The following is a 22,606-nucleotide window of genomic DNA, read 5'->3' as shown; positions in this document are numbered from 1 at the left end:
GAGCGCGTCCGCACACGAGTCGGCCCGCGCCCGCCTCCGGGTGGTGCCGCGGGCAGTCGGCCGAGCACGGCGGTGACCGCGGCCGGGGCGTGCCGACGCGCCCAGTCGAGCGTGCTCACGGATGCCGGCCGGGTCTCCGACTGCTGCTGCACATCACGGGGCCCGAGGTGGAGGTCATGGGGACGCAGCTCTTCTCGATGTCCGGTCGGCGGCTTGTCGGTACGGTCCCCTCGCGGCCCGGAAGGAGCGGGCTCGGCGTGTGCGGCGGCCCGCGCTACCGCCGCGCGCTCCGGTGCCGGTGCGCCAGCGCCTCGTACGAGGCCGCCAGCGCCGGTGCCGCCGTCTCGTAGGTGCGTTGGGCCACCCCCACGAACAGGCAGTCCACGACCAGCAGCTGACTGGTCCGGGACGACATCGCCGCGGGCCGCAGCTCACTCTCGCGGGCCGTGGACGTCGTCAGGACGTGGTCGGCGTACTGCGTGACGGCCCCGTCCGGGCGGCCGGTGATCGCCACGGTCGTGGCCCCGCCCTCGAAGGCCACCCGCAGCGGCTCGATGACGTCCGTCGTGGAGCCGGAGTGGGTGATCGCGATGGCGACGTCCCCGGCGCGCAGCTGCACGGCGTTGGTCACGGCGAGGTGGGGGTCATTGTGGGCGTGGGCTATCAGCCCTATGCGCAGCAGCTTCTGGGTGAGGTCCTGGGCGACCAGCCCGGACGCGCCGATGCCGTACACGTCGGCGCGGCGGGCGGTGGCGAGCGCGGCGACCGCCGCGCCGAGCTGCGCGGTGTCGAGCCCGGCCGCCGTGTCGGCGAGGGTCTGCTGCTCGTCGTAGGCGAGCTTGGCGACGACGTCGGCGATCGGGTCGTCGACCGCGATGTCGGTCGTGATGGCGGGGGCGCGCCCGGACTGCTGCTGGGCGGCCAGTCCGGCGAGGGCGAGACGCAGATCGCGGTAGCCGGGGTAGCCGAGGAGGCGTGCGGTACGCACTACGGTGGCCTCGCTGGTGCCGGTGAGCTCGGCGAGACCGGTGACCGTGAGGGCCGCGCAGCCGGCCGGGTCGTTCGCCACGGCCTCGGCGACGCGCTGCATGGAGCGGGTCATGGACGGGGCCAGGGTGCGCACCTTGGCGGCGAGGGCGGCGGGCGCGGGCGGGTTCGTGCGGGGCGCCGCCCCGGGCCCGGATGCCGCGCCGGGGCGGGGCCGTCGGCCGCTGTCGAAAGTTTCCTTCACTTCACGGGTCACAGGTGAAAGATATTTTCAATTCCGTGTCGTGGTCAAGAGTGCGCACAATAGGGGCATGGACCCCATCAGCCCCCTGGAGCAGGCGCTGCACGCCGCCCGCGCCCTCGTCCTGGCCGACCTCGTCGCGGGCCGGGTCGCCGAGGCGGACGTCGTCTCGCTGGTCGAGGAGTCCGTCGCGCAGCGGCGCTGGTGGGTGGAGCAGTGGCCGGACGGCGCGGAGTACGTCGCCGGGCTGATCGCCCAGGACGTGCAGGACGCCCTGTTCGACCGCCACGGCCGCTGGCCCCTGTGCCCGGTCTGCGGCTCCGGCGACCCGCACGCCCTGGACGTCGAACCCGAACTCGGACCCGATCCGCACTGGGTGTGCCACCAGGCGGGTGTGAAGGTCGCGCCGGTCGGCTCCCTGGGGTCGGGCGGTGCAGCCGCCTCGTGACGGTCTACATCGACCCTCCGGCCTGGCCCGGCCACGGACGCATGTGGTCCCACCTCGTCAGCGATCTCTCGTACGAGGAACTGCACCTGTTCGCCGAGGGGCTGGGCGTCCCCCGCCGTGCCTTCGAGCGGGACCACTACGACCTCCCGTCCCACCGCTACGCCGACGCGGTCGTCGCCGGCGCGGTGGAGGTCAGCAGCCGTGAGATCGTGCGCCTGCTGCGCGCGGCGGGACTGCGCAGACGCAAGAGGCGAGGGGCCGAGGGCGGGTGAGCCGAGCGGCGAGGGCCGAGGGCAGGTGAGCCGACGACCGGTGCGCCGAGGGGCGGGTGGTGCGACGGGCCGCGTGGCCGACGGGTCCCGCGGCCGTGCTCAGGCCCGCCGCAGCGCGTAGGCGAACTGCTCGCCCTCGCTCACGCGGACGAACCCGGCCCGCTCCACCACCCGCTGCGACGGGATGTTGCCCACGTCCACCGTCGCGAACAGGGACCGTACGTCCTCCCGGGCCAGGGCCCAGTCCGCCAGGGCGCGCAGCGCCTCGGTGGCGTAGCCCCGGCCGCGGGCCGCTTCGGTGAGGTCGTATCCGATCTCGGCGCGGGCGTCCTCGTCGGGGGCGCCGTGGAAGCCCATGCCGCCGATCGCGCGGCCGTCCTCGTGGCGCACCAGGACGAAGAGACCGAACTCCGGGCGGAGCACGCCCGTCTCGTACGCCTTCGTCAGCATCCCCGCGGCCTCGCGGGTGCCCTCGAAGGGGCCGCCCTCGGCCCACGCGAACCCGCCGTCGCCGCCGGCGGCGAGGTCGGCGGCGGCGAGCGGGGTGACGCCCTCCAGCGTGAGGCGGCCGGCCGGGACGACGAGGTTGTTGGCCCAGCGCCAGTCGGTGACCGGGGCGCGGCCCGGGAGGTCGCCCCGGCCGGTGGCCCACAGGAGGGTTGGCCAGGGGTCGGCGGCGGGCTGGACGTGCGGGAAGATCGTGCCGAGGACGTACGCGCACAGCCCGGCCGGCGGTTCGTAGGCGAGGCCGAGGCCCTGGGCGATGTCGTGGGTGTGCAGCAGGACCTCCGCGACGCCCATCGCGGCGAAGCCCTCGCGGTTCGCGCTGCGGAACGGGTACGGGTGGAAGGCGCGCACCTCGCGGGGCGTGGTGCGGATCGCCGCCGAGAGCAACGCGCCCGTCGTCGCGATGACCTGGAGGACGCCCTCGTTGCCTGCCGGGTCGAGGGCGTCCTCGGAACCGTCGAGCGTGATCTCGAAGGGCACGTACGCGTCCCGCGCGCGTCCGGCGAGTTGCCCCGCGTACGCCAGCAGACAGCTCGCGACGTGCTCGGCCGTCGTGCGGCAACTCCACGTCGTGCGCCCCGCGTCGACCGCGCGCCAGTCGCGGTCCGTCGCCGTCCGCAGCACCGCCACGGCGCCCTCGACGGCCTGGAGCACCTTTTCCCCACCCGTGTCCACCATGCGGCGCAGACTAGGCGACGGCCCGCCCTCAGGACGACAGGATTTCCAGCTCGGCGGTGACGTTGTAGCGGGCCGTCGCCTCCCAGTGCTCGACGCCGTGAGGGGTGCGGAACAGGCGGGGCAGGGCGAGCAGGTCACGCAGGACGGCCGCACGGCCCGCGCGGAACGCGTCGGACGGGACGAAGCCGTACTCCTCGCGCACGGCGGCCGTGTAGGCGGCGTACACCGACGGCGGCGAGCCGAGGATCGCGAGGTCGGCGTCGCACAGGACCCGGCCGTTGTGGTCGTCGTCGTCCGCCGCGTGCCCGGCGGTGAGGCGGACCAGACGGGCGACCTCCGTGGTTCCCGCCTCGGACAGTCCGGCCTCGGGGAGGGCGCGTTCGGCCAGCCGGGCCGAGCGTTCCTCGTTCTCGGAGCGGTCCGGGAGGTAGACCGCGTCGTGGAACCAGGCGGCGAGCCGGACGAGGTCGGCGTCGTCGGCGTACTCCTCCAGCACGTCGACGTGGTCGAGGACCGCGGTGAGGTGGGTCAGCGTGTGGTAGCGCCGCTGCGGTTCCTGCCAGCGCGCGATCAGATTGTCGGCGTACGGAACCGGGTCGGGGCCGCCCTCGGGGCCCCGGGCGGCCTCCAACGCGTGAAGGAACCGGAGGCGAAGGGTGCTGGGTTCGGGCATGCCGTCGATTCTGGGCCAGGGCCCGGCCCGGGTGCGTGAGTTCCGCCGACGTGCGCGGGGCGCATCGGCGGCGCGCCGGCGCCCGTACGGCCCGGCACCGGCCCGATGCCGTCTCGCGGGCGCGAACCCCGCGGGCGTACCCTGATATTGGACTAGACCTGTAGTCGCTTCGGGGAATGCCCAAGAAAGGGGTGCCATGAGCACGCGTGCAGTCCTGGAGGTGATCGCCCTCGACGCCGAGGACGCGGTCGCCGCCCAGGCCGGAGGCGCGGATCGCCTCGAACTGGTCACCGACATCGCGGCGGACGGGCTCACGCCGTCCGTCGGGACCTTCACCGCGATCCGCTCCGCCGTCGACATTCCGCTGCGCGTGATGCTGCGATTGGCGGACGGGTTCGCGGCCGGGGAGGTCCCGCGACTCGTCGAGGTGGCCGGGCGGATGCGGGAGGCCGGGGCCGAGGAGTTCGTGCTCGGGTTCCTGGACACCGACGGCGGCGTGGACCTCGACGCCGTCGAGCACGTGGTCGGCGCGCTGGAGGGCTGCCGGTGGACGTTCCACCGGGCCATCGACCGGGCGGCGGACCGCGACGCGCTGCGCAAGACGCTGGACGGGCTGCCCGGCCTGGACACCTATCTGACGGCGGGTGCGGCCGCCGGCGTGGACGAGGGACTGCCCGTGCTGCTCGCCGAGGCGGCGCGCCGCGGCGAGCCGGGGTACGAGCAGCAGATCCTGGTCGGCGGCGGCCTGCGCCTGGAACACGTGCCGCGACTGGTGGCCGCCGGGGCCGACGCGTTCCACATCGGCGGGGCGGCGCGGCCGGAGGGCTGGGAGGGCCCGGTGTCGGTGGCCGCGGTCGCCGAGTGGCGGGACGTGCTGGACGGCGGGTGATCCGACCGCCCCGCGCGGCACGGAGGCAGCGGGCCCGCGTCGGGGAGGGACTTGGACGGGCCGGTCGCATGGGGAGGGGCGGGACTTGGACCGGTCTGTAGCCAGGGGGGACGGGCGGGCCGACAGGGGAGGGACTTGGACCGGTCGGCAGCCAAGGGGACGGGACGGGGACAGGCGGGCCGACACGGACGGGACCTGGACAGGCCGACCGAGTCGAAGCGGGGTCCGGGACCGGCCGGCCGCGCGGTGTGCACACGGGACCGGCCGGCCGCGCGGTGTGGGCCGCGGCGCGGTCGGAGACGGGCCCGGCTCAGCCGAGCTGGGCGGGTAGCGGCGCCGTGTGCGTCACCGTCAGCCCCGACACCGCACGCGTCAGCGCCACGTACAGGCGGCGCAGCCCCGTCCGTTCGTCCGGTTCGCCGTCGACGACGGCCCGGGGTTCGTCCAGGACCACGTGGTCGTACTCCAGGCCCTTGGCCAGGGAGGCCGGGACCAGGGTCAGCCGGGTCTCGTACGACGTCTCCTCGCCCGGCGCGAGATGGTCGATCCCCGCCGCCGCGAGAGCCCGGGCGAGCGCCGGGATCCGGGCGTCCGCGGCGATCAGGCCGATCGAGCCCTCGCGCAGGAGCGACTCGGCGCAGGCGGCGACCACGTCCGTGTCGGTCTCGACATGCCGCACCTCGAACGCCCCCGGGTTCTCCCGCACCGACGCCACCGGCGTGAGCCCGGGCGCGATGTGCGGCAGCAGCCGGGAAGCGTAGGTGATCACGTCCGTCGGGACGCGAAAACCGGCCGTCAGCTCCTCGACCACCGCGTCGTCCTTGCCCAGGTGGGCCAGCGCCTCCTCCCAACTGCGCGTCGCCCACGGCGTGGTGCCCTGCGCCAGGTCGCCGAGGACGGTCGCGGAGCCGGTGGTGCAGCGGCGGCCGACCGCCCGGTACTGCATGGGGGACAGGTCCTGCGCCTCGTCGAGGACGACATGGCCGAGGGACGGCGTGCGGTCGATCAGGTCCTTCGCCTCGTCGATCAGCACCGCGTCCGCCGCCGACCACTTGGCCGCCTTCACGGACCGCACCGCACGCGCCCACAGCACCGTCTTGCGCTCGTCCTCGTCCAGCACGCCCCGCGCGTGCGCGGCCAGGAAGTCCGCGTCGGTCAGCAGCCGCAGCACCAGCTTCGCCGGGTCGACCGCCGGCCAGATCGCCTTGACCGCCGCCTTCACGGCACTGTCGCGGGCCACCGCGTCCTGCACCCGGTCGTCCGGCGCCTCACCCGACCGTTCCATCTGCACCAGCACGGCGTGCGCGATCCGCTGCGGCAGCGCCTCGCGGGCGGCGCCGTACCGGATGCCCCGGTCCAGCAGCTCCCGCACCATCTCCTCGACCTCGTACGCCGGCACCCGCCACCGCCGTGACCCGCGCACCACGACGACCGGCTCCGTGGGCATCGTCACATGCGCGTACAGCGCCCGGCGGACGACCTCCGCCATCCTCGCGTCCCCCTTGACCAGCGCCGCCGCCGCGTCGTCGGTGCCGCGCACCTCCACGTGCGCCACCAGGTCGTCCACCGTCGCCTGCCGGACCGACAGCTCGCCCAGCGCCGGGAGCACCTGCTCGATGTAGTGGAGGAAGGAGCGGTTCGGGCCGATCACCAGGGTGCCGGTGCGGGCCAGCCGGTCGCGGTGGGCGTAGAGGAGGTAGGCCACGCGGTGCAGGCCGACCGCGGTCTTCCCGGTGCCGGGGCCGCCCTGCACACACACCGTGCCGCCCAGCCCGCTGCGCACGATCTCGTCCTGCTCCGGCTGGATGGTGGCGACGATGTCGCGCATCGGGCCGACACGCGGGCGTTCGATCTCCCGCTGGAGCAGCTTGCTGGTCCGCGCCGCCTCGGCAGGGTCGGACAGGTGCTCGTCCTCGTAGGCCGTCAGCTCCCCGCCGACGTATCCGAACCGGCGGCGCAGCCCGACGTCCATCGGGTCCTTCCCGGACGCCCGGTAGAACGGCTGCGAGACCGGTGCGCGCCAGTCGATCACCATCGGGTCGCCGTCCCCGTCGTGCACATGACGGCGTCCGATGTAGAAGGACTCCCCGTCCGCGCCCTCGGCCCGCTCCGCGCCGGGCGCGTGCAGATAGTCCAGCCGGCCGAAGAACAGCGGGGTGTGGCTGAGGTCGGCGAGGGCCTTGACGCGTTCGCCGATCTGGCGTTCCAGGATCTGGGCGTTGACCCAGTTGGCGGTGACGTCGCCGATGTCGAGCGACTCGACGTCCTCCCGCATGGCCCGCAGCGCGGCACGGGACGCGGACAGATGGGCACGCTCACGGGCGAGCGGATCGACGGCGGGTGTGGACACGGCGGTGCCTCCGGGGAACTGGGGGAGCTATGGGGAGCCAGGGGTGCGATGCGGGATGCCCCCGGTTTCCGGCCGGGTGGCGGCACTCCCCGAGGGAGGCGGGCAAGAGCGGAGATTCTAGGTGAGCGGCCGACGGCGGGCCAACGAATTTCCGCCGGCCGTCCGCGCCGCCCCGCCCGTCGTCCGCGCCGCCCCGCACCGCCAGCGGGCCGGCGCACCCCCGACGGCCCTTAGGGGACGCGTTCCCCCGGGTCCTCCCCCCTCGGGTCCACCACTCCCTCTCAGGGGCTACCCCGGGGCCGTCAAGGTTCGGTCCCGAGACCGATGCCGCCCCAACGGTGCGAAATCCACCATGGACACATGAGTGCAGCGACTTTCACCCCGGCCCCCGCCCCGCACCGGCCCTCCGGCGCCACCGCCCTCACCGGCAGCCACCGTCACCGCCTCGGCGAAGCCCTGCGCGCCGTGCGGGTGTTCGCGGGCGCCGCGTTCGATGTGGTCATCCTCGGCGAGTACGGCGAGGAGGCGGGCGTCCGCCGCAAGTGAGCGTCTAGTGTCACGACGTGACGAGACGACCACGCTCGGCAGCGCCCGTGACACTCCTGGCCGTCTCCGTGGCGGCCTTCGCCGTCCTGTGCGTCGTGCACCGCCCGGCCATGGCCGACGCCCTGGTGTACCGGGCCGAGGGCGCGGCCGTCCTGCACGGCCATGACCTCTACGGCTTCACCGTCACCCGATGGCGCCTGCCCGCCACCTATCCCCCCTTCGCCGCACTCCTGTTCACCCCCGCCGCCTGGATCCCCGTCGCGGCCCTGAAGGCCGCCTTCCTCGGGGCCAACCTGCTGCTCACCGCCTGCCTGGTGCACCTCTCCGCGCGGCTGGCCGGCCGCCCGCCGCGCCTTCCCGCCCTCTGCGCGCTCACCGCGCTCGCCCTCTGGCTGGAGCCGGTCTTCCAGACCCTGCTCTACGGCCAGATCAACCTCGCCCTCGCCTGTCTGGTCCTGTGGGACCTCACCCGCCCGCCCGGCGCCCGCGGCAGGGGCGTGGCCGTGGGCATCGCGGCCGGCATCAAGCTGACACCGGCCGTCTTCATCGTGTATCTGCTGCTGCGCGGGCGCCCCCGGGAGGCCGCCGCCGCGACGGCCGCCCTCGCGGCGACCATGGCCCTCGGCGCGCTGGTGCTGCCCGCCGCGAGTGCGGACTTCTGGCTGCGCCGCCTCTACGAGACCCACCGGGTGGGCAAGTCCTGGATCGTCGACAACCAGTCGCTCCAGGGCCTGTTCGCCCGCGCCCTGGGCGACCCGGCGCCGGGCTCCGCCTGGCTGGCGCCCGCGCTGCTCGTCGCGGGCGCCGCCCTGTGGCTGGTCCACCGCACGCCGGACGACCGCCACGCCCTGCTGCTGACGGCCGTCACCGCGCTGCTGGTCTCACCGATCAGCTGGTCCCACCACTGGGTCTGGTGCGTCCCCGTCATCGCCGTACTGCTGGCGGACGGCCGCGGCCGTCTGGCGCTCGCCGTGGCCTTCCTCTTCACGGCGCGCACCATGTGGCTCGTACCGCACCAGGGTGACCTGGACCTCCAGCTCCCCTGGTGGCAGCAGCCGCTGGCCTCGCCCTATCCGCTGCTGGGCCTGGCGGCGCTGACCGCCGCGGCCCTGCGCACGCTGCTGGGGCGTCAGCTCCCGGCGAGCAGCTCGTCGGCGTCCATGATCCGGTACGCGTACCCCTGCTCGGCCAGGAACCGCTGGCGGTGGGCCGCGAAGTCCTGGTCGATCGTGTCGCGGGCGACGACCGAGTAGAAGTGCGCCTGGTGGCCGTCGGCCTTCGGGCGCAGCACGCGACCCAGCCGCTGGGCCTCCTCCTGCCGCGAGCCGAAGGTCCCGGACACCTGGATGGCGACGGTCGCCTCCGGCAGGTCGATCGAGAAGTTGGCGACCTTGGAGACCACCAGGACGCTGATCTCGCCCTGCCGGAAGGCGTCGAAGAGCTTCTCGCGCTGGGCGTTGGACGTCTCGCCCTTGATCACCGGTGCGTCGAGATGCTCGCCCAGCTCGTCGAGCTGGTCGATGTACTGCCCGATGACGAGGATCTGCTGCCCGGCGAACCGGCGCACGATCGCCTCCGTCACCTTGCGCTTGGTCGCGGTCGTCGAGCAGAAGCGGTACTTCTCCTCGGGCTCCGCCGTCGCGTACGCGAGCCGCTCGGAGTCCGTGAGGTTGACCCGGACCTCCACGCAGTCCGCGGGCGCGATGTAGCCCTGCGCCTCGATCTCCTTCCACGGCGCGTCGAACCGCTTCGGCCCGATCAGCGAGAACACGTCCGACTCCCGGCCGTCCTCGCGCACCAGCGTCGCCGTCAGCCCCAGCCGCCGCCGGGCCTGGAGGTCCGCCGTGAACTTGAAGACCGGCGCGGGCAGCAGGTGCACCTCGTCGTAGACGATGAGTCCCCAGTCACGGGAGTCGAACAGCTCCAGGTGGGGGTAGACGCCCTTCCGTCTGGTCGTCAGCACCTGGTAGGTGGCGATGGTGACGGGCCGGATCTCCTTCTTCGTCCCGCTGTACTCGCCGATCTCCTCCTCCGTCAGCGAGGTCCGCTTCACCAGCTCGTGCTTCCACTGCCGGGCCGAGACGGTGTTGGTCACGAGGATGAGCGTCGTGGACTTCGCCTGCGCCATGGACCCGGCGCCCACCAGGGTCTTGCCGGCGCCGCAGGGCAGCACGACGACCCCGGACCCGCCGTGCCAGAAGTTCTCCACGGCCTGCTTCTGGTACGGCCGCAGCGCCCAGCCGTCCTCGGCCAGCTCGATCGGGTGCGCCTCGCCGTCGACGTACCCCGCGAGGTCCTCGGCCGGCCAGCCCAGCTTCAGCAGCACCTGCTTGATCTGTCCGCGCTCGGAGGGGTGCACGGCCACGGTGTCCGGGTCGATACGGGCGCCGACCAGCGGCGCGATCCGCTTGGAGCGCAGCACCTCCTCCAGCACCGGCCGGTCGGTGCTGGAGAGCACCAGCCCGTGCGCCGGGTGCTTGCTGAGCGTCAGCCGCCCGTAGCGGTCCATCGTCTCGGCGATGTCCACGAGCAGCGCGTGCGGCACCGGGTAGCGGCTGTACTCCACCAGCGCGTCCACCACCTGCTCGGCGTCGTGGCCCGCGGCCCGCGCGTTCCACAGTCCGAGCGGGGTCACGCGGTAGGTGTGGATGTGCTCCGGCGCGCGCTCCAGCTCCGCGAACGGCGCGATCACACGACGGCAGTCGTCGGCGCGCTCGTGGTCGACCTCCAGCAGGAGCGTCTTGTCCGACTGGACGATGAGAGGACCGTTCACGTACTCACATTCCTTCCGCGCGGGCCAAACGTCCAGTGTGCCTGATCGTTGTGCAGGGCGTGCAGGACATCAGCAGTGCCCCGTCCCCGCCGTCCACCACGCTCGGCTACGCGCTGTTCGCCACGCGCTGGCTGCAGGCTCCGCTGTACTTCGGCCTCGTGGCCGCCCAGGGGGTGTACGTCTACAAATTCTTCAACGAACTCTGGGCCTTAATCCTCCGGTGCGTGACCGGGCAGGCGACAGAGACCTACGTCATGCTCGCCGTGCTCAAGCTCGTCGACGTCGTCATGATCGCCAATCTGCTGATCATGGTGATCGTCGGGGGCTACGAGACGTTCGTCTCGCGCATCGGGCTCCAGGGCCATCGCGACCAGCCGGAATGGCTCTCGCACGTGAACTCCAACGTGCTGAAGGTGAAGCTGGCCACCGCCATCGTCGGCATCTCCTCGGTGCATCTGCTCCAGATGTTCGTGGATGTGCACCACACGCCGCGCCACTCCCTGCTGTGGGGCACCGTGATCCACATGGCGTTCATTCTGTCGGCCGCGATCCTGGCCTATATGTCGGGACCGATGGCGGCGCAGGCCGAGCGCGCTCACCACTCCCACCAGCCCCCGCAGCGACGGGAGGCCGACGAGGGCCCGGCCGGGAAGGTCGTCATCCCGGCCCAGCGAGAGGAGGCGCCGAGCGCCGAGGAGCGGCTGCGGGCCGCCGGTTTCCCCGTCCGCAAGCTGCTGGAGGACTTCGACGCCGAGCATCCGCGCTCCTTCGACCGCGAGGCCGTGGCCCGGCTCGGCAAGCTGGACTTCGTCACCGCCCGCCGCAACGTCGTCTTCACCGGGCCGCCCGGCACCGGCAAGACGCATCTGGCCGTGGGCCTCGGGGTGCGTGCCTGCCAGGCGGGCCACCGGGTGCTGTTCGCGACCGCGGGCGAGTGGGCGGCGCGGCTGACGAGGGCGCAGGCCGACGGCCGGCTCACCGAGGAGCTGCGCCGCCTCGACGTCTACGGCCTGCTGATCGTCGACGAGGTCGGCTATCTGCCGTTCGACGCGGACACCTCGCAGCTCTTCTTCCGGCTGGTCGCGCACCGCTACGAGCGCGGTTCACTGGTCGTGACCGGTGACCGCCCGCCGACGCGGTGGGACGAGGTGTTCGACGGCAGCGCCGCCTCGGCGATGGTGGACCGGCTGGCCCACCACGCGGAGATCGTCCGTCTCGAGGGGGACAGCTACCGCATGCGCCGGGCTACCTCGGAATGGGCAGGGTGAGGTTGTTGACCAGCGGCTGGGCGAAGACGTGCCCGTCGATGTTGACCAGGGGCTCACCCGGCTGAGCGATCGGCAGGGGGAGCGGCGCCGCCGACGCCTCGGGCGCGAGCGCGACGACGAGGGCGGCCGCGGTCATCAGCGCGGCGGCGGAGACGGCGATGGCGGAGTGGGCGCGGTCGGGAAGCTTGGAGCGCATGGGGGCGTGAGGGCCTTTCAGGGGGTGTTCGGGGCGGGCCGGACCCGGGACGCGGGGACCGGCCCGAGGGACCGCGGGGCCGTCAGATCTGCGGTGTCTCCAGGACCAGTCCGGCGACGTCGATCGCGATGGCCGCGGCCTGGGTGGTGAGGGCGCCGAGGATCACGGCGGTGGTGGTCAGCACGGCGGCGACACGACGGGCAGCTCGCATGGGGGGATTCCTTTCGGATGTGCTCGCCCGAGTCCCTTGCGCGGGTCGGCTCGGGCTTGATCAGGACTCCCGGTGGCTGCCCGGCCCACGCCACGGGGATGCGGGACGCTCCCCAAGCTCCCTCATGGGTGGGAAGTGTCCGGCGTGGCGTGCATGGATCGCGGTGTACGCCCGTAGGGGTGAGCGGGCGGCCGGCTACTCGTCGGCCAGCTCCGCCACGCCCGTGATCCGGTGCAGCGGATAGGTGCGGACCTCGTCCGCGGTGTGGTCGTACGCCGTCACGAAGCCGCCCTCCACCCGCACCGGCGCGATCACCCGCTGACTGGCGGCGCCCTCGGCGTTGACGTACCCGATCCACAGGGTCTGGCCGGTCAGGACGGCGGCCTGCATGGTGGCGAGGGTCTCGGCGGAGCCGGTGCGCGGCAGGCCCCCGCCCTGCGCGGGCTCCGGGGACTTCCGCGGGGTCGTCGAGGCCAGATCGCCCGCCCGGATCGCGCGGATCGCGGCGGCGAGGAGCGTCCCGTCCGGCGTGGGCGGGCCCTCCGGCACCGGCTCGGGCGGGGTGCGCGGCGGGGTGCGGCGGGAGTGCGCGCGCGTGATCAGCACATCGCCCTCGGCGGACTCCGCGGCGGGCGCGAAGCCCATCACCCGCAACCCCTCCAGCAGGGCCGCCGGGTCGGCCTGCGCGGCCAGCACGGTCGGCGCGAGGCGGCGCAGCCGCAGTCCCGCGGACCGCTTGTCGGCGAGGATCTCGCCCAGCAGCGCGGCGTCGTCGCAGCGCACGTACGCGGAGGCGGCGCCCACCCGCAGGTGCCCGTGTCTGCGGGCCACGTCGTCGATCAGGTAGGCCAGCGGCTGCGGCACCGGCGTACGGGAGTGCTCGGTGAGGAAGGCGTGCAGGTCGGAGGCGGCGCGGCCGGCGTCCAGGGCGCGGCGTACGGAGGCGGGCGTGAAGCGGTAGACGGTCGCGCCGCCCTTGGACTCCACGTCGGCGAGCACGTCCAGCGTGTCGGCGAGGTGCCGCTGGAGCGGGCCCGGCGCCACCGCCGTCAGATCGGCCTGGAGCAGCACATGGTCCAGCGGCTCCGGGAGCAGCGGGGCGAGCAGCCGGGCGGCCGTCGCGGAGGCGACGGACTGCTCGGCCGGGTTGAGGGGTTCGAGGGGCGGGGCGGGGCGGTGGTGCACGGGGAGCTTGTCGCCGGGGCCCACGGGCTCGTCGTCGGGCGCGTGCACGGGCGCGTGGGCCCCCAGCAACGCGCGCCCGTGCGCGGAGAGCGCCCCGCGCCCGGTGACGCCGAGCAACTCGGCCTCCTCGAGCGCCCACCGGGCGAGCCGCACCCGCAGTTCGGCGTCGGGGCCGAAGTCCCGTCGCGGAGCACCCTGCGGGTCGCGCGGGGCGTCGCGCCGCGGGTCCCGCCGCAGCGGCCGCTCCCAGCGCAGCCGCGCCAGCACCGACTCACCCGACGGGGCCGCGCCCTCCGGCAGCTCGGCCAGCAGGCCCAGCACCCGGTGCCGCACCTCCGGAGCGGCCGACCGGTCCAGGCCCGGGCCCAGGGTGGCCAGCGCCCGGTCCTTGGCGTCCCGGCCGCCCACCACCCCGGCCGTCCGCGTCGCCGTCAGCCAGGTCTCCGCCAGCCGGGCCCAGCGCTCGGGCGCGGGCCGTTCCAGCCACTCGTCGTAGGCCGGGGTCGCCGCGTACCGCTCGTCGGCCTCGCCGTCGGAGGCGATCAGGCCCGTCGCGTAGGCCAGCTCGACCCAGAACGCCGCGACCGGTTCGGACACGTCGAGCGCGACGGCGGTCCGCTTCAGGTCACGGACGCTGAGACCGCCCGCCCGCAGCACCGCAGGGCCGCCCTCGTCCCAGTCCTTCAGCAGTTCCTCGACCGTCGCCAGTGCGGTGTACGCCTGCCCGGCCGCCGTGGCGTCCACCACCTGCGGACGGTGTGCGGCCGCCGCCTCCACGGGCGGCGCCACCGGCTCCGGCGCGCGGTGCGCCCGGCCGGCCCGCAGATGCAGGGCGACCTCGCGGGGGAGCACGACCGTGCCGGGTGCCGTCGGCAGGAGCAGCCCGCGGTCCAGCAGCCAGCGCAGCCGCGGCGCGGGGTCGGCGGTGACCTGCCCGTACGGCGGGCCCCACACGAGCCGTGCCAGCACCTCCACCGAGTCGGCGGGGGCCTCGTCCAGGAGCGCGGACATCCGGGTGCGGTCGGTGAACAGCGCGGTGAGCGCGGTCGACGCGGAGACGGCGTCGTGGGTGGAGGGCAGCCCGGCGGCCGTGACGAGGTCCTGGATCCGGCCCGGCGACATACCGGCCGTCGCCTCCTGGACGGTCGGGCCCAGCCCGGTCGGGGACGGGTGCTGCGGTGTCGGGGCGAGCAGCTCACGCGCCGTGCGCACGAGGCGCAGCCGGTCGTCGGGGCCCCACACCAGGGCCTGCTCGCGCAGGGCGCCGAGGCCGCGCGGCAGGGCGGCGGTCACGAGCGGGTCGCCGTCGTCGCCGGCCATGAGCCCGAGCAGTTCCGTGCGGGTCGCGGGGTCGGCCGCCACGGCCAGCGCCTCGGCCGTCTGGAGCGCGAAGCGGTCCAGCCGCTCCAGGGCGCGGACCACCGAGGCGCGGGTGCCGGCGCGGGTGGCGAGCTGGGTGAGGTCGGTGGGGACGGGCGTGATGAGATCGGGCCGGCCGCGCAGGAGCGCGGACAGCGAGGCGTCGTCCCGCGCGCGCAGCGCCTCCGCGAGGGAACGCGGGGCCGCCGGCTTCTCCTCGGTGCTCATCCGGCCCACGGTAGCGGGTCGGTGGTCCGCGGGGGCCGACCGCCCGCGCCCCGGACGGTGCGCCACCGTGCCTGTCGCCGGTACGGCCGCGGCTTCCGTGGACGCGAACCCGGCTGCGGGCGGACCGGCCTGACGGGGCGTCGGGTGTGCCGCCCTGCGCTAACGTCGTGCGCCACGGGGAAACCGGCACACCGCCCCGGAGGGGACAGCGTGGGGATCGAGAGCGACAAGGTCGTCTACGAGTATCTGAGCCGCGTCGGCGACGTGGCCCACCAGCGGCAGCTGCCCTCCGCCACCCGGATGCGCCTGGTCTCCCAGTTGCGCGACGAGATCGGCCGGCGCCGGGCCGGGGCCGTCGTCGACAGCCCCGCCGCCGTCCGGCGGATCCTGTCCCGCCTCGGCAGCCCGGACGACGTGGTCGACGCCGCCGGGAGCGGCGGGAGCGGCACGGTGGGCACGGCGGCGGCCGCCGCCGTGCCCGTGCCGCGGGAGGACGGGCCCGGGGCGAAGGGCAAGGGGCTGCGCCGGGTCGTGCCCCGGCCCCGGCCCGCCGAGCGGCGGACCCCGCCGCCTCCGGCCGCAGACGCTCCCGCCCCGCCGCACCGCGCCGGCGAGGACGAGCTCGGGGACGGTGCGGACCAGCCCGACTGGTGGCGCGTCGACAGCGGCCCCTTCGGCGTCGGTGACAGCGTGCCCGGGTTCACCGGGGGCGTGGAGATCCCGGAGCTGTTCAGGCCGCCGGAGAAGGACCAGGACACCGCGCCGGAGCCGGAGCCGGAGCCGGGGCCTGGGCCGGCGGCCGGCGAGGCGGTGGCGGCCGGGGTGGAGCCCGACGGCGGCGGGGCCGTCGCGCGGCGCCGGTTCCTGCCGTCGCCCGGCCGGTGGAACAACCCCCTCCTGCTGCTTGCCGCCGCCCTCCTCGTCGTCGGTGCCGTGCTCGGCAACCTGCTCCCGCTCGCCGTCGGCTGGCTCATCGCGTACGCCTCCCGCCGGCTGGCCGGATGGGAGATCAAGTGGGCGGTGGTGATCCTGCCCGGCACCGCGGTCGTCGCCGGGTTCGTCTGGCTGTGGGGCAGGCTCGACGGCCGCTGGGGCGCCCCGATCGCCGACGGCCACATGAACGCCGCGCTCTCCGAGACCTGGCCCTGGGTGGTGCGGGGTGCGGCCGTGGTGTCGGCGCTGTTTTTGGTGTGGCGGTCGCAGCGGAAGGGGTGAGGTGGGGGAGGTCGTGGGGTGGGTGCGGCCGTGGTGGGGGTTGGTCGCGCAGTTCCCCGCGCCCCTGAAGGGTGGGTTCTGTTGTGGGGTGGGTGCGGCTCGGTGGGGGCTGGTCGCGCAGTTCCCCGCGCCCCTGGGGGGTGGGTGGTGGGTTCCGTCGTGGGGGTTGATCGCGCGATTCACCGCGCCGCCTTCGGGGAGTCGCCCTCACACCCCGTTCATCTCGCCGTGGGTTCGCTCGGCACAATGACGGACATGACCTCGCGCCCGCTCACCGTCGGTTTCGATCTCGACATGACGCTCATCGACTCCCGACCCGGCATCCACGCCTGCTACACGGCGCTGGCCGCGCGGACGGGGACGTTCATCGACGCCGATGCCGCGATCACCCGGCTGGGGCCGCCGCTGGAGGAGGAGCTGCGGTACTGGTTCCCGGAGGACGAGGTCGCCGCGATCGCCGACGTCTACCGGTCGATGTACCCGGACATCGCCATCGCCGCGACCCCGGCCATGCCCGGCGCGCACGAGGCGGTGGCGGCGGTACGAGCGGCCGGTGGGCGCGCGGTCGTGGTCACCGCCAAGTACGAGCCCAACGCCAAGCTGCACCTCGCCCACCTCGGCATCGTGCCCGACGCGGTGGTCGGCGACCTGTGGGCGGAGGCGAAGGCGGCGGCGCTGCGCGAGCATCGCGCGGACGTCTACGTCGGCGACCACACCGGTGACGTGCGCGGAGCCCGCGCCGCCGACGCGCTGTCGGTGACGGTGGCGACCGGCCCGTGCGACGCCGAGGAGCTGCGGCTGGCGGGCGCCGACGCCGTCCTCACCGGCCTCGGAGAGTTCCCGGACTGGCTTTCGGCCTATCTCGACGCGCCGCGCGCCTGACGCCGGCCCGCCGCGATCGCCCGGAGCAGCCCCGCTCCGGCGATGAGGAAACCGGCCCCCATGAGCATGCTCAATCCGAACATGTACGTAGGAAAAGGCGTCGTACCGAGGAACAGTGGAGCCACTGTGACCAGAGTGGCCACGGCTCCGACGAGGAAGACGACGGCACCGGCACGGATCAGTCCGTCACCGGGCCCGGCGGAATTCGGTTGGGTTTTGTCACGCACCGGACCAGGGTAGTTCCCAGCGCGAAGGAACAACCGGGCGACGTCTTGTCACCGGCCTGAAGACCATTAGCCTTGGTACCGGCGGGTCATGGACGACCCGCCCAAGTGCTATCAAGAGCCGTTTCAGAAGCAGTTTTCCGACGAGTACGAGGACGAGGACAGACGTGCCTACCGGCAAGGTCAAGTGGTTCAACAGCGAGAAGGGCTTCGGCTTTCTCTCCCGTGACGACGGCGGTGACGTCTTCGTCCATTCCTCGGTCCTCCCCGCCGGAGTCGAGACGCTCAAGCCGGGCCAGCGCGTGGAGTTCGGGGTCGTCGCCGGGCAGCGCGGCGACCAGGCCCTGTCGGTCACGATCCTGGACCCGACCCCGTCGGTCGCGGCCGCCCAGCGCAAGAAGCCGGACGAACTCGCCTCCATCGTCCAGGATCTGACCACGCTCCTGGAGAACATCACGCCGACGCTCGAAAAGGGCCGTTACCCCGAGAAGACCTCCGGCAAGCAGATCGCCGGTCTCCTGCGCGCGGTCGCCGACCAACTCGACGTCTGAAAGCCCGTCACGGGAAATCCAGCGCGTCCGGCCCGAGGGGCGGAACCAGCCCCTCGGCCGCCGCACGTGTGAGCAGACCGCGTACGGCCGCATAGCCGTCCTCACCGAGATCCGCGGTGAATTCGTTGACGTAGAGCCCGATGTGCTGGTCGGCCACTGCCGGGTCCATCTCCTGGGCGTGCGCCATGACGTAGGGCCGGGACGCCTCGGGGTTCTCCCAGGCCAACTGCACGGACGTACGGACGGCGTCGGCGAGCCGTGTCAGCGCGTCGGCCCCCAGCGACCGCTTGGCGATGATCGCACCGAGCGGGATGGGCAGCCCGGTGGTGTCCTCCCAGTGCTCGCCCATGTCGGCGAGCTTGTGCAGGCCGTAGTTCTGGTACGTGAAGCGCGCCTCGTGGATCACCAGGCCCGCGTCGACCTTCCCGTCCCGCACCGCCGGCATGATCTCGTGGAACGGCATGACCACGATCTCGCCTACCCCGCCGGGCAGCGTGTCGGCGGCCCACAGCCGGAACAGCATGTAAGCCGTCGACCGCTCGCTCGGCACCGCGACGGTACGGCCGGTGAGGTCGGTACCCGGCTCCCGGGTCAGCACCAGCGGCCCGCAGCCCCGGCCCAGCGCGCCGCCGCACGGCAGCAGCGTGTAGGTGTCGAGGACGTACGGCAGCACGGCGTACGACACCTTCAGCACGTCCGATTCGCCGCGCTCGGCCATGCCGTTGGTGACGTCGATGTCCGCGAAGGTCACGTCGAGCGCGGGCGCGCCGGGGACCCGGCCGTGGGCGAGGGCGTCGAAGACGAAGGTGTCGTTGGGGCAGGGGGAGTACGCGATCTGCAGTCGGCTCATGCCGGTTTCCAACTCTCCAGTACGGGGGCGAGCTTCCCGAAGCCGTCCGTGAGTGCGGCGAGCGCCTCGCCGATGCGCCAGGCGCCGCGGTCGCGCGGGCCCACCGGGTTGGAGATCGCGCGCAGCTCCAGGACGGGCGTGTCGTGCGCGGCGGCGGCCTCGGCGACCCCGAAGCCCTCCATGGCCTCGGCGAGGGCGCGGGGGTGGTGCTCGCGGAGGTCGGCGGCGCGGGCGGCGCTGCCGGTCACGGTGGAGACGGTGAGGACCGCGCCCGCGCGGGCTCCGGTCGCGTTCGCGGCGTCCCGCACGAGCGCGGGCGGCGGACGGTGGGTGACGGTGCCGAAGCCCAGGTCGGTGACCGGGAGGAAGCCTTCCGCGGTCTCGGCGCCCAGGTCGGCGGCGGTGATCTCGTCGGCGAGGACCAGTGAGCCGACCGGCGCCTCGGGTGCGAAACCGCCGGCGATGCCTGCCGAGACGACCAGGGCGTAGGGCTCGCCGTGCAGGGCGGCGGCGGTGAGGGCCGTCGCGGTGCGGGCGGCGGCCAGGGCGGGACCCACGCCGGCGACGAGCAGGTCGGGTCCGGCCGCGAGGCGGCGCAGTCCCTCCGGGGTGTCCCCGGCGCCAGGGAGGGGGACCTCAGTGGCAGGGCCCGGGAACGCCCGTGCCACCGCGTCCCGTTCGGCGGGGACCGCGGTGGCCACGAGGATGCGGACGGCCGACGTGGTCAGGCGTCCTTCTTCAGCTTGAAGGACCACAGGCCGTTGATGTCCTGATCGCCCTCCGCGATGGAGACCAGCGTGGAGTTGCCCTGAGCGCCGTACTGGGCGTTGAAGAACACGCTGCCCGGGATGCTGTAGTAGGTCGTCTTCCGCGACTCGGTGATCGGCTGGCCGTTCAGCAGGATCGTCCAGCCCTTCTCGGCGATCTCCGGCTCGACCCCGAAGCGGACGTCCTCATCGGGATTGACCGAGATCGTCTTGATGTCGGTGTCCTTCAGGCACGGGGCCAGCTCGGCGGGCTTCAGCGGGGCGCCGGCGGAGTAGCAGGACGCCTCGGAGCTGACCGAGTCGGTACCGGCGGTGACAGTGGCCATGGGCGACGGCTTCTCACATGCCGAAAGGACGAGCAGTCCGGCGGAAACGGCGCCGGCGGCGGCGACGGCGCGGCGGCGTCGCACAGCGGATTGCATGGTCATGGGGGCAGGCTATCGGGCAGGCCCGGCCGCCTCCCCATGCGGGGTGCGGGGCGTGCCGAGGGTTAGGCCACTCGCGGGCGGGTGCGTCCGCCCTGGCGTGCGGAGCTGAGCAGTCCGCGGACCGTGGTCAGCCAGCCGGCGGCGAGCACGACGGCGGCCACCGACATGCCGAGGGTGCCGTTCAGCGGCAGGGCGATGCCGATCGCGCCGCCCAGCACCCAGGACATCTGGAGCAGCGTCTCCGAGCGGGCGAACGCCGAGGTCCGCACCGGTTCCGGTACGTCCCGCTGGATCAGCGCGTCCAGCGACAGCTTGGCCAGCGCCTGTGCGAACCCGGCCACCGCCGCCAGGCACGCCACCAGGAACGCGCTGAAGAACAGCGCCGCGACGACGGCGACCGCGAGCTCGACCGCGACGACGGTCACGATGATCAGCTCCGGCGCCCGGGACTTCAGCCACGCCCCGACCGCCGTGCCGAGCGCGTTGCCCACCCCCGCGGCGACGGCCACCATGCCCAGCGAGACCGCGGCGCTCTGCCCGGCCAGCGGATGCTCACGGAGCAGGAACGCCAGGAAGAAGATCAGGAACCCGGCCAGACAGCGGATCGCCGCGTTGACGCCCAGGGCGTGCGTGACCGCGATGCCGACCGTGCGCAGCCCGGGCCGCTTGACCGGTTCGCGGTGGGGGCCGTGCAGATGCGCCTCGTCCGCCGCGAGCAGCGCCGTGTCCTCGCCCTTCGCCGAGTCGACCTTGTGCGGCAGGGTGAAGGAGAGGGCCGTCCCGGCGACGAAGATCACGAAGGCGCCGTAGAGCGGCCAGCGCGGACCGAGAACCTGGAGCCCCGCCGCGACCGGCGCGGCCACGCCGGTGGCGAGCAGGCCGCCGAGGGTGACCCGGGAATTGGCCTTCACGAGGGAGAACCGGGGCGGCAGCAGCCGGGGCACGACCGCGCTTCTGACCACGCCGTACGCCTTCGAGGCCACCAGCACGCCGAGCGCCGCCGGGTACAGCTCGATCCCGCCGGTGATCACCGCGCCGGACAGCACCAGCGCGAGCAGCGCCCGCGCCAGCATCGCGCCCGCCATCGCCGCGCGCCGGCCGTGCGGGACCCGGTCGAGCAGCGGACCGATCACGGGGGCGAGGACGGTGAACGGCGCCATCGTGATCGCCAGGTACAGCGCGACCCGGCCGCGCGCCTCGTCGGTCGGGACCGAGAAGAAGACGGTGGAGGCGAGGGCGACCGTGATCATCACGTCGCCCGCGCCGTTCACGGCGTGCAGTTCGATCAGCTTGCCGAGGCCGGACTCGCCGGCGCCGTGCGCGTGCGTGGCCTTGCGGATGCCGCGGGCGGTGCCGGTCACCGGGAAGTGCAGAGCACGGGTGAACGAGCGGAGCCGGCCGTTCCTACGGCCCGTTCCGCCGCTTCGGTGGTGCGCCTCGGCCCCGCCGGTCACGGCGGTGCCTTGGTGCGGCCTTGCGGTTGCCACGACGTTCATAGTGCCCTGAGACAGGCATCAGTAGTGCGGTTCCGGCGCGTATGGACGCGCACTTAGTGACGATCATGTCCCGTCGGTGTAGGCCCAGGGGCGGTGAAGGGGTAGCGTGCGTAGCGCGCCGTGGCGAACGTTCTCGGCCGCGCGCCTCTCGGCCATCCCGCAGAATGGATGACACAGGTGCGCCCGAGCGCGACAGGGCGCGGACGTCGACGCGGTCCCCAGGTCCGCTCCGTCCGACCCGTCGCCTTCAGGCAGGCGCACCGAGCGACGGCGTAGGAGAGAAGCGATACCTGTGAGCGCAGCGACAACGCGAAGCCGCACCCCCGACCGCTTGTGCGCCGAGGCCGTGGACCTGGCCCGTGCCGCCGCCGAGGAGGCCGCCGCGCCCGGGGTGGTGGGGGAACACTCCGGTCTGTCGTCCGAGGGCGACCGCGTTGTCACGCACTTCTTCGAGTGCAAGGAGTTCGGGTACCGCGGCTGGCGCTGGGCCGTGACCGTGGCGCGGGCGTCGCGGGCGAAGGTCGTGACGCTGGACGAGGTCGTGCTGCTGCCCGGCGAGGACGCGCTGCTGGCGCCCGAGTGGGTGCCGTGGAGCGAGCGGCTGAGGCCCGGCGACATGGGGCCGGGCGATCTGCTGCCCACGGACGCCGAGGACCTGCGGCTGGAGCCGGGCTGGACCGGCGAGGAGGTGCCGCTGCCGAGTTCCGCGGTCTCCGAGGACATGGCGGAACTGGTAGAGGCCGAGGACGCGGAGGTCACCGCGGGACCGCCGGCGAGCCTGCCGGCGGCGCCGACCCGGGGCTCCATCGCGGCGGTCGCGGAGGAACTGGGGATGCGGCGCGCCCGGGTGCTGTCCCGCTACGGCCTGCATGTGGCGGCCGATCGCTGGGAGGACTCGTTCGGGCCGAAGACGCCGATGGCGCAGGCGGCGCCCGCGGCGTGCGTGTCGTGCGGCTTCCTGGCGCCGATCGGGGGGTCGCTGGGACAGGCCTTCGGGGTCTGCGCGAACGAGTTCTCCCCGGCCGACGGCCGGGTGGTGTCGCTGGCGTACGGGTGCGGCGGGCACTCCGAGGCCGCGGTGATGCCGAAGCCGCCGCAGCCGCCGCCGCCGGTGGTGGACGAGACGCGGGTCGACCCCTTCCCGCTGCGCCCGGCGCGGGACTCGGGGTCCGTGCCGGACGTCGAGGACGAGGCGGCGGCGGAGCTGGGACACTCGTAGGGGTGCGGCCGGCTCGGCGGTGATCGCGGTTCTGGGGGGCCGCGCCCTGGAACCCTGTCGCCGTCAGCCGTCAGCCGTCAGCCGTCAGCCGTCAGCCGTCAGCCGTCAGCCGTCAGCCGTCAGCCGTCAGCCGTCAGCCGTCAGCCGTCAGCCGTCAGCCGAC

Annotated in this window: 22 protein-coding genes and 1 pseudogene; 10 read left to right on the top strand and 13 right to left on the bottom strand. The window is 74.0% G+C overall.

The window, feature by feature from the left end:
• Nucleotides 1-274: 274 nt before the first annotated feature.
• On the bottom strand, nt 275-1,243 hold the full coding sequence (locus tag ACWCPM_RS22295) for a MurR/RpiR family transcriptional regulator (protein WP_450977979.1): 969 nt from the start codon (nt 1,241-1,243) through the stop codon (nt 275-277).
• A gap of 55 nt (nt 1,244-1,298) precedes the next feature.
• On the opposite strand from ACWCPM_RS22295, the gene ACWCPM_RS22290 reads away from it, so the two are divergent.
• Together ACWCPM_RS22290 and ACWCPM_RS22285 are read left to right on the top strand one after the other, a co-directional pair.
• A complete protein-coding gene (locus tag ACWCPM_RS22290; protein WP_450977978.1) occupies nt 1,299-1,676 on the top strand; it encodes a hypothetical protein in 378 nt (125 codons plus the stop codon).
• A complete protein-coding gene (locus ACWCPM_RS22285) occupies nt 1,673-1,948 on the top strand; it encodes a DUF4031 domain-containing protein (protein WP_450977977.1) in 276 nt (91 codons plus the stop codon). The genes ACWCPM_RS22290 and ACWCPM_RS22285 overlap by 4 nt, the downstream gene beginning before the upstream one ends.
• Before the next feature lie 99 nt (nt 1,949-2,047).
• On the opposite strand, the gene ACWCPM_RS22280 is transcribed toward ACWCPM_RS22285, so the two are convergent.
• Together ACWCPM_RS22280 and ACWCPM_RS22275 are read right to left on the bottom strand one after the other, a co-directional pair.
• Nucleotides 2,048-3,133, bottom strand: coding sequence for a GNAT family N-acetyltransferase (locus ACWCPM_RS22280; protein ID WP_450977976.1), 1,086 nt, complete (start codon nt 3,131-3,133; stop codon nt 2,048-2,050).
• 28 nt (nt 3,134-3,161) lie between these two features.
• Nucleotides 3,162-3,806: an HD domain-containing protein gene (locus tag ACWCPM_RS22275; protein WP_450977975.1), complete on the bottom strand. Its 645-nt coding sequence runs from the start codon at nt 3,804-3,806 to the stop codon at nt 3,162-3,164.
• 196 nt (nt 3,807-4,002) lie between these two features.
• Between ACWCPM_RS22275 and ACWCPM_RS22270 the strand changes: the two genes are divergently transcribed.
• Nucleotides 4,003-4,695 (top strand): copper homeostasis protein CutC, encoded by a 693-nt coding sequence (locus tag ACWCPM_RS22270; protein WP_450977974.1) that lies wholly within the window; start codon nt 4,003-4,005, stop codon nt 4,693-4,695.
• A 310-nt stretch (nt 4,696-5,005) separates the two neighbouring features.
• Here ACWCPM_RS22270 and ACWCPM_RS22265 read toward each other — a convergent pair whose 3' ends face one another.
• Nucleotides 5,006-6,970: a HelD family protein gene (locus ACWCPM_RS22265; protein ID WP_450978032.1), complete on the bottom strand. Its 1,965-nt coding sequence runs from the start codon at nt 6,968-6,970 to the stop codon at nt 5,006-5,008.
• A gap of 435 nt (nt 6,971-7,405) precedes the next feature.
• Between ACWCPM_RS22265 and ACWCPM_RS22260 the strand changes: the two genes are divergently transcribed.
• A complete protein-coding gene (locus ACWCPM_RS22260; protein WP_365451729.1) occupies nt 7,406-7,591 on the top strand; it encodes a hypothetical protein in 186 nt (61 codons plus the stop codon).
• A gap of 17 nt (nt 7,592-7,608) precedes the next feature.
• Nucleotides 7,609-8,700 (top strand): annotated as a pseudogene (locus ACWCPM_RS22255) (glycosyltransferase 87 family protein); the annotation flags it as partial.
• Between the two features lie 20 nt (nt 8,701-8,720).
• Here the strand turns inward: ACWCPM_RS22255 and ACWCPM_RS22250 are convergent.
• Entirely contained in the window at nt 8,721-10,364 is a 1,644-nt protein-coding gene (locus tag ACWCPM_RS22250) for a DNA repair helicase XPB (protein ID WP_450977973.1), read from the bottom strand.
• A gap of 50 nt (nt 10,365-10,414) precedes the next feature.
• Between ACWCPM_RS22250 and istB the strand changes: the two genes are divergently transcribed.
• Complete coding sequence (istB, locus tag ACWCPM_RS22245) at nt 10,415-11,632, top strand: IS21-like element helper ATPase IstB (RefSeq protein ID WP_450978031.1); 1,218 nt, start codon at nt 10,415-10,417, stop codon at nt 11,630-11,632.
• Here istB and ACWCPM_RS22240 read toward each other — a convergent pair.
• The 3 genes from ACWCPM_RS22240 to ACWCPM_RS22230 all read right to left on the bottom strand — a co-directional run bounded on the left by ACWCPM_RS22240 (nt 11,610) and on the right by ACWCPM_RS22230 (nt 14,811).
• Complete coding sequence (locus tag ACWCPM_RS22240) at nt 11,610-11,828, bottom strand: hypothetical protein (protein WP_450977972.1); 219 nt, start codon at nt 11,826-11,828, stop codon at nt 11,610-11,612. The two genes, istB and ACWCPM_RS22240, sit on opposite strands and share 23 nt — an antisense overlap.
• Before the next feature lie 82 nt (nt 11,829-11,910).
• Nucleotides 11,911-12,039, bottom strand: a complete 129-nt coding sequence (locus ACWCPM_RS22235) for a hypothetical protein (RefSeq protein WP_450977971.1) — start codon at nt 12,037-12,039, stop codon at nt 11,911-11,913.
• Between the two features lie 195 nt (nt 12,040-12,234).
• Nucleotides 12,235-14,811: a helicase-associated domain-containing protein gene (locus ACWCPM_RS22230; protein ID WP_450977970.1), complete on the bottom strand. Its 2,577-nt coding sequence runs from the start codon at nt 14,809-14,811 to the stop codon at nt 12,235-12,237.
• Nucleotides 14,812-15,021: 210 nt separating this feature from the next.
• Here ACWCPM_RS22230 and ACWCPM_RS22225 point away from each other — a divergent pair, with 210 nt between their 5' ends.
• Together ACWCPM_RS22225 and ACWCPM_RS22220 are read left to right on the top strand one after the other, a co-directional pair.
• Nucleotides 15,022-16,026, top strand: a complete 1,005-nt coding sequence (locus ACWCPM_RS22225; RefSeq protein ID WP_450977969.1) for a hypothetical protein — start codon at nt 15,022-15,024, stop codon at nt 16,024-16,026.
• Between the two features lie 246 nt (nt 16,027-16,272).
• The gene (locus ACWCPM_RS22220) at nt 16,273-16,908 is read left to right on the top strand and encodes an HAD family hydrolase (RefSeq protein ID WP_450977968.1); all 636 of its coding nucleotides are present in this window, start codon (nt 16,273-16,275) and stop codon (nt 16,906-16,908) included.
• Here ACWCPM_RS22220 and ACWCPM_RS22215 read toward each other — a convergent pair.
• Nucleotides 16,884-17,135, bottom strand: a complete 252-nt coding sequence (locus ACWCPM_RS22215; RefSeq protein WP_450977967.1) for a hypothetical protein — start codon at nt 17,133-17,135, stop codon at nt 16,884-16,886. The genes ACWCPM_RS22220 and ACWCPM_RS22215 overlap by 25 nt on opposite strands.
• A gap of 164 nt (nt 17,136-17,299) precedes the next feature.
• Between ACWCPM_RS22215 and ACWCPM_RS22210 the strand changes: the two genes are divergently transcribed.
• Complete coding sequence (locus tag ACWCPM_RS22210; protein ID WP_450977966.1) at nt 17,300-17,683, top strand: cold-shock protein; 384 nt, start codon at nt 17,300-17,302, stop codon at nt 17,681-17,683.
• Nucleotides 17,684-17,690: 7 nt separating this feature from the next.
• Here ACWCPM_RS22210 and ACWCPM_RS22205 read toward each other — a convergent pair whose 3' ends face one another.
• The 4 genes from ACWCPM_RS22205 to ACWCPM_RS22190 form a co-directional block, all read right to left on the bottom strand.
• A complete protein-coding gene (locus tag ACWCPM_RS22205; protein WP_450977965.1) occupies nt 17,691-18,533 on the bottom strand; it encodes a 1,4-dihydroxy-6-naphthoate synthase in 843 nt (280 codons plus the stop codon).
• Nucleotides 18,530-19,288 (bottom strand): futalosine hydrolase, encoded by a 759-nt coding sequence (locus ACWCPM_RS22200; protein ID WP_450977964.1) that lies wholly within the window; start codon nt 19,286-19,288, stop codon nt 18,530-18,532. Before ACWCPM_RS22200 ends, ACWCPM_RS22205 begins: the two co-directional genes overlap by 4 nt.
• Nucleotides 19,258-19,728 carry a DUF2771 domain-containing protein gene (locus ACWCPM_RS22195; protein WP_450977963.1) on the bottom strand — a complete coding sequence of 157 codons (471 nt, stop codon included), beginning with the start codon at nt 19,726-19,728 and terminating at the stop codon, nt 19,258-19,260. The genes ACWCPM_RS22200 and ACWCPM_RS22195 overlap by 31 nt, the downstream gene beginning before the upstream one ends.
• Nucleotides 19,729-19,790: 62 nt before the next feature.
• Nucleotides 19,791-21,215 (bottom strand): MFS transporter, encoded by a 1,425-nt coding sequence (locus tag ACWCPM_RS22190; protein WP_450977962.1) that lies wholly within the window; start codon nt 21,213-21,215, stop codon nt 19,791-19,793.
• 301 nt (nt 21,216-21,516) lie between these two features.
• On the opposite strand from ACWCPM_RS22190, the gene ACWCPM_RS22185 reads away from it, so the two are divergent.
• Nucleotides 21,517-22,443: a DUF3027 domain-containing protein gene (locus tag ACWCPM_RS22185; RefSeq protein ID WP_450977961.1), complete on the top strand. Its 927-nt coding sequence runs from the start codon at nt 21,517-21,519 to the stop codon at nt 22,441-22,443.
• Nucleotides 22,444-22,606: the final 163 nt, after the last annotated feature.

This window comes from Streptomyces sp. NPDC002309 (genome assembly GCF_053593375.1).
This window is presented reverse-complemented; position numbering and strand designations above follow the sequence as displayed.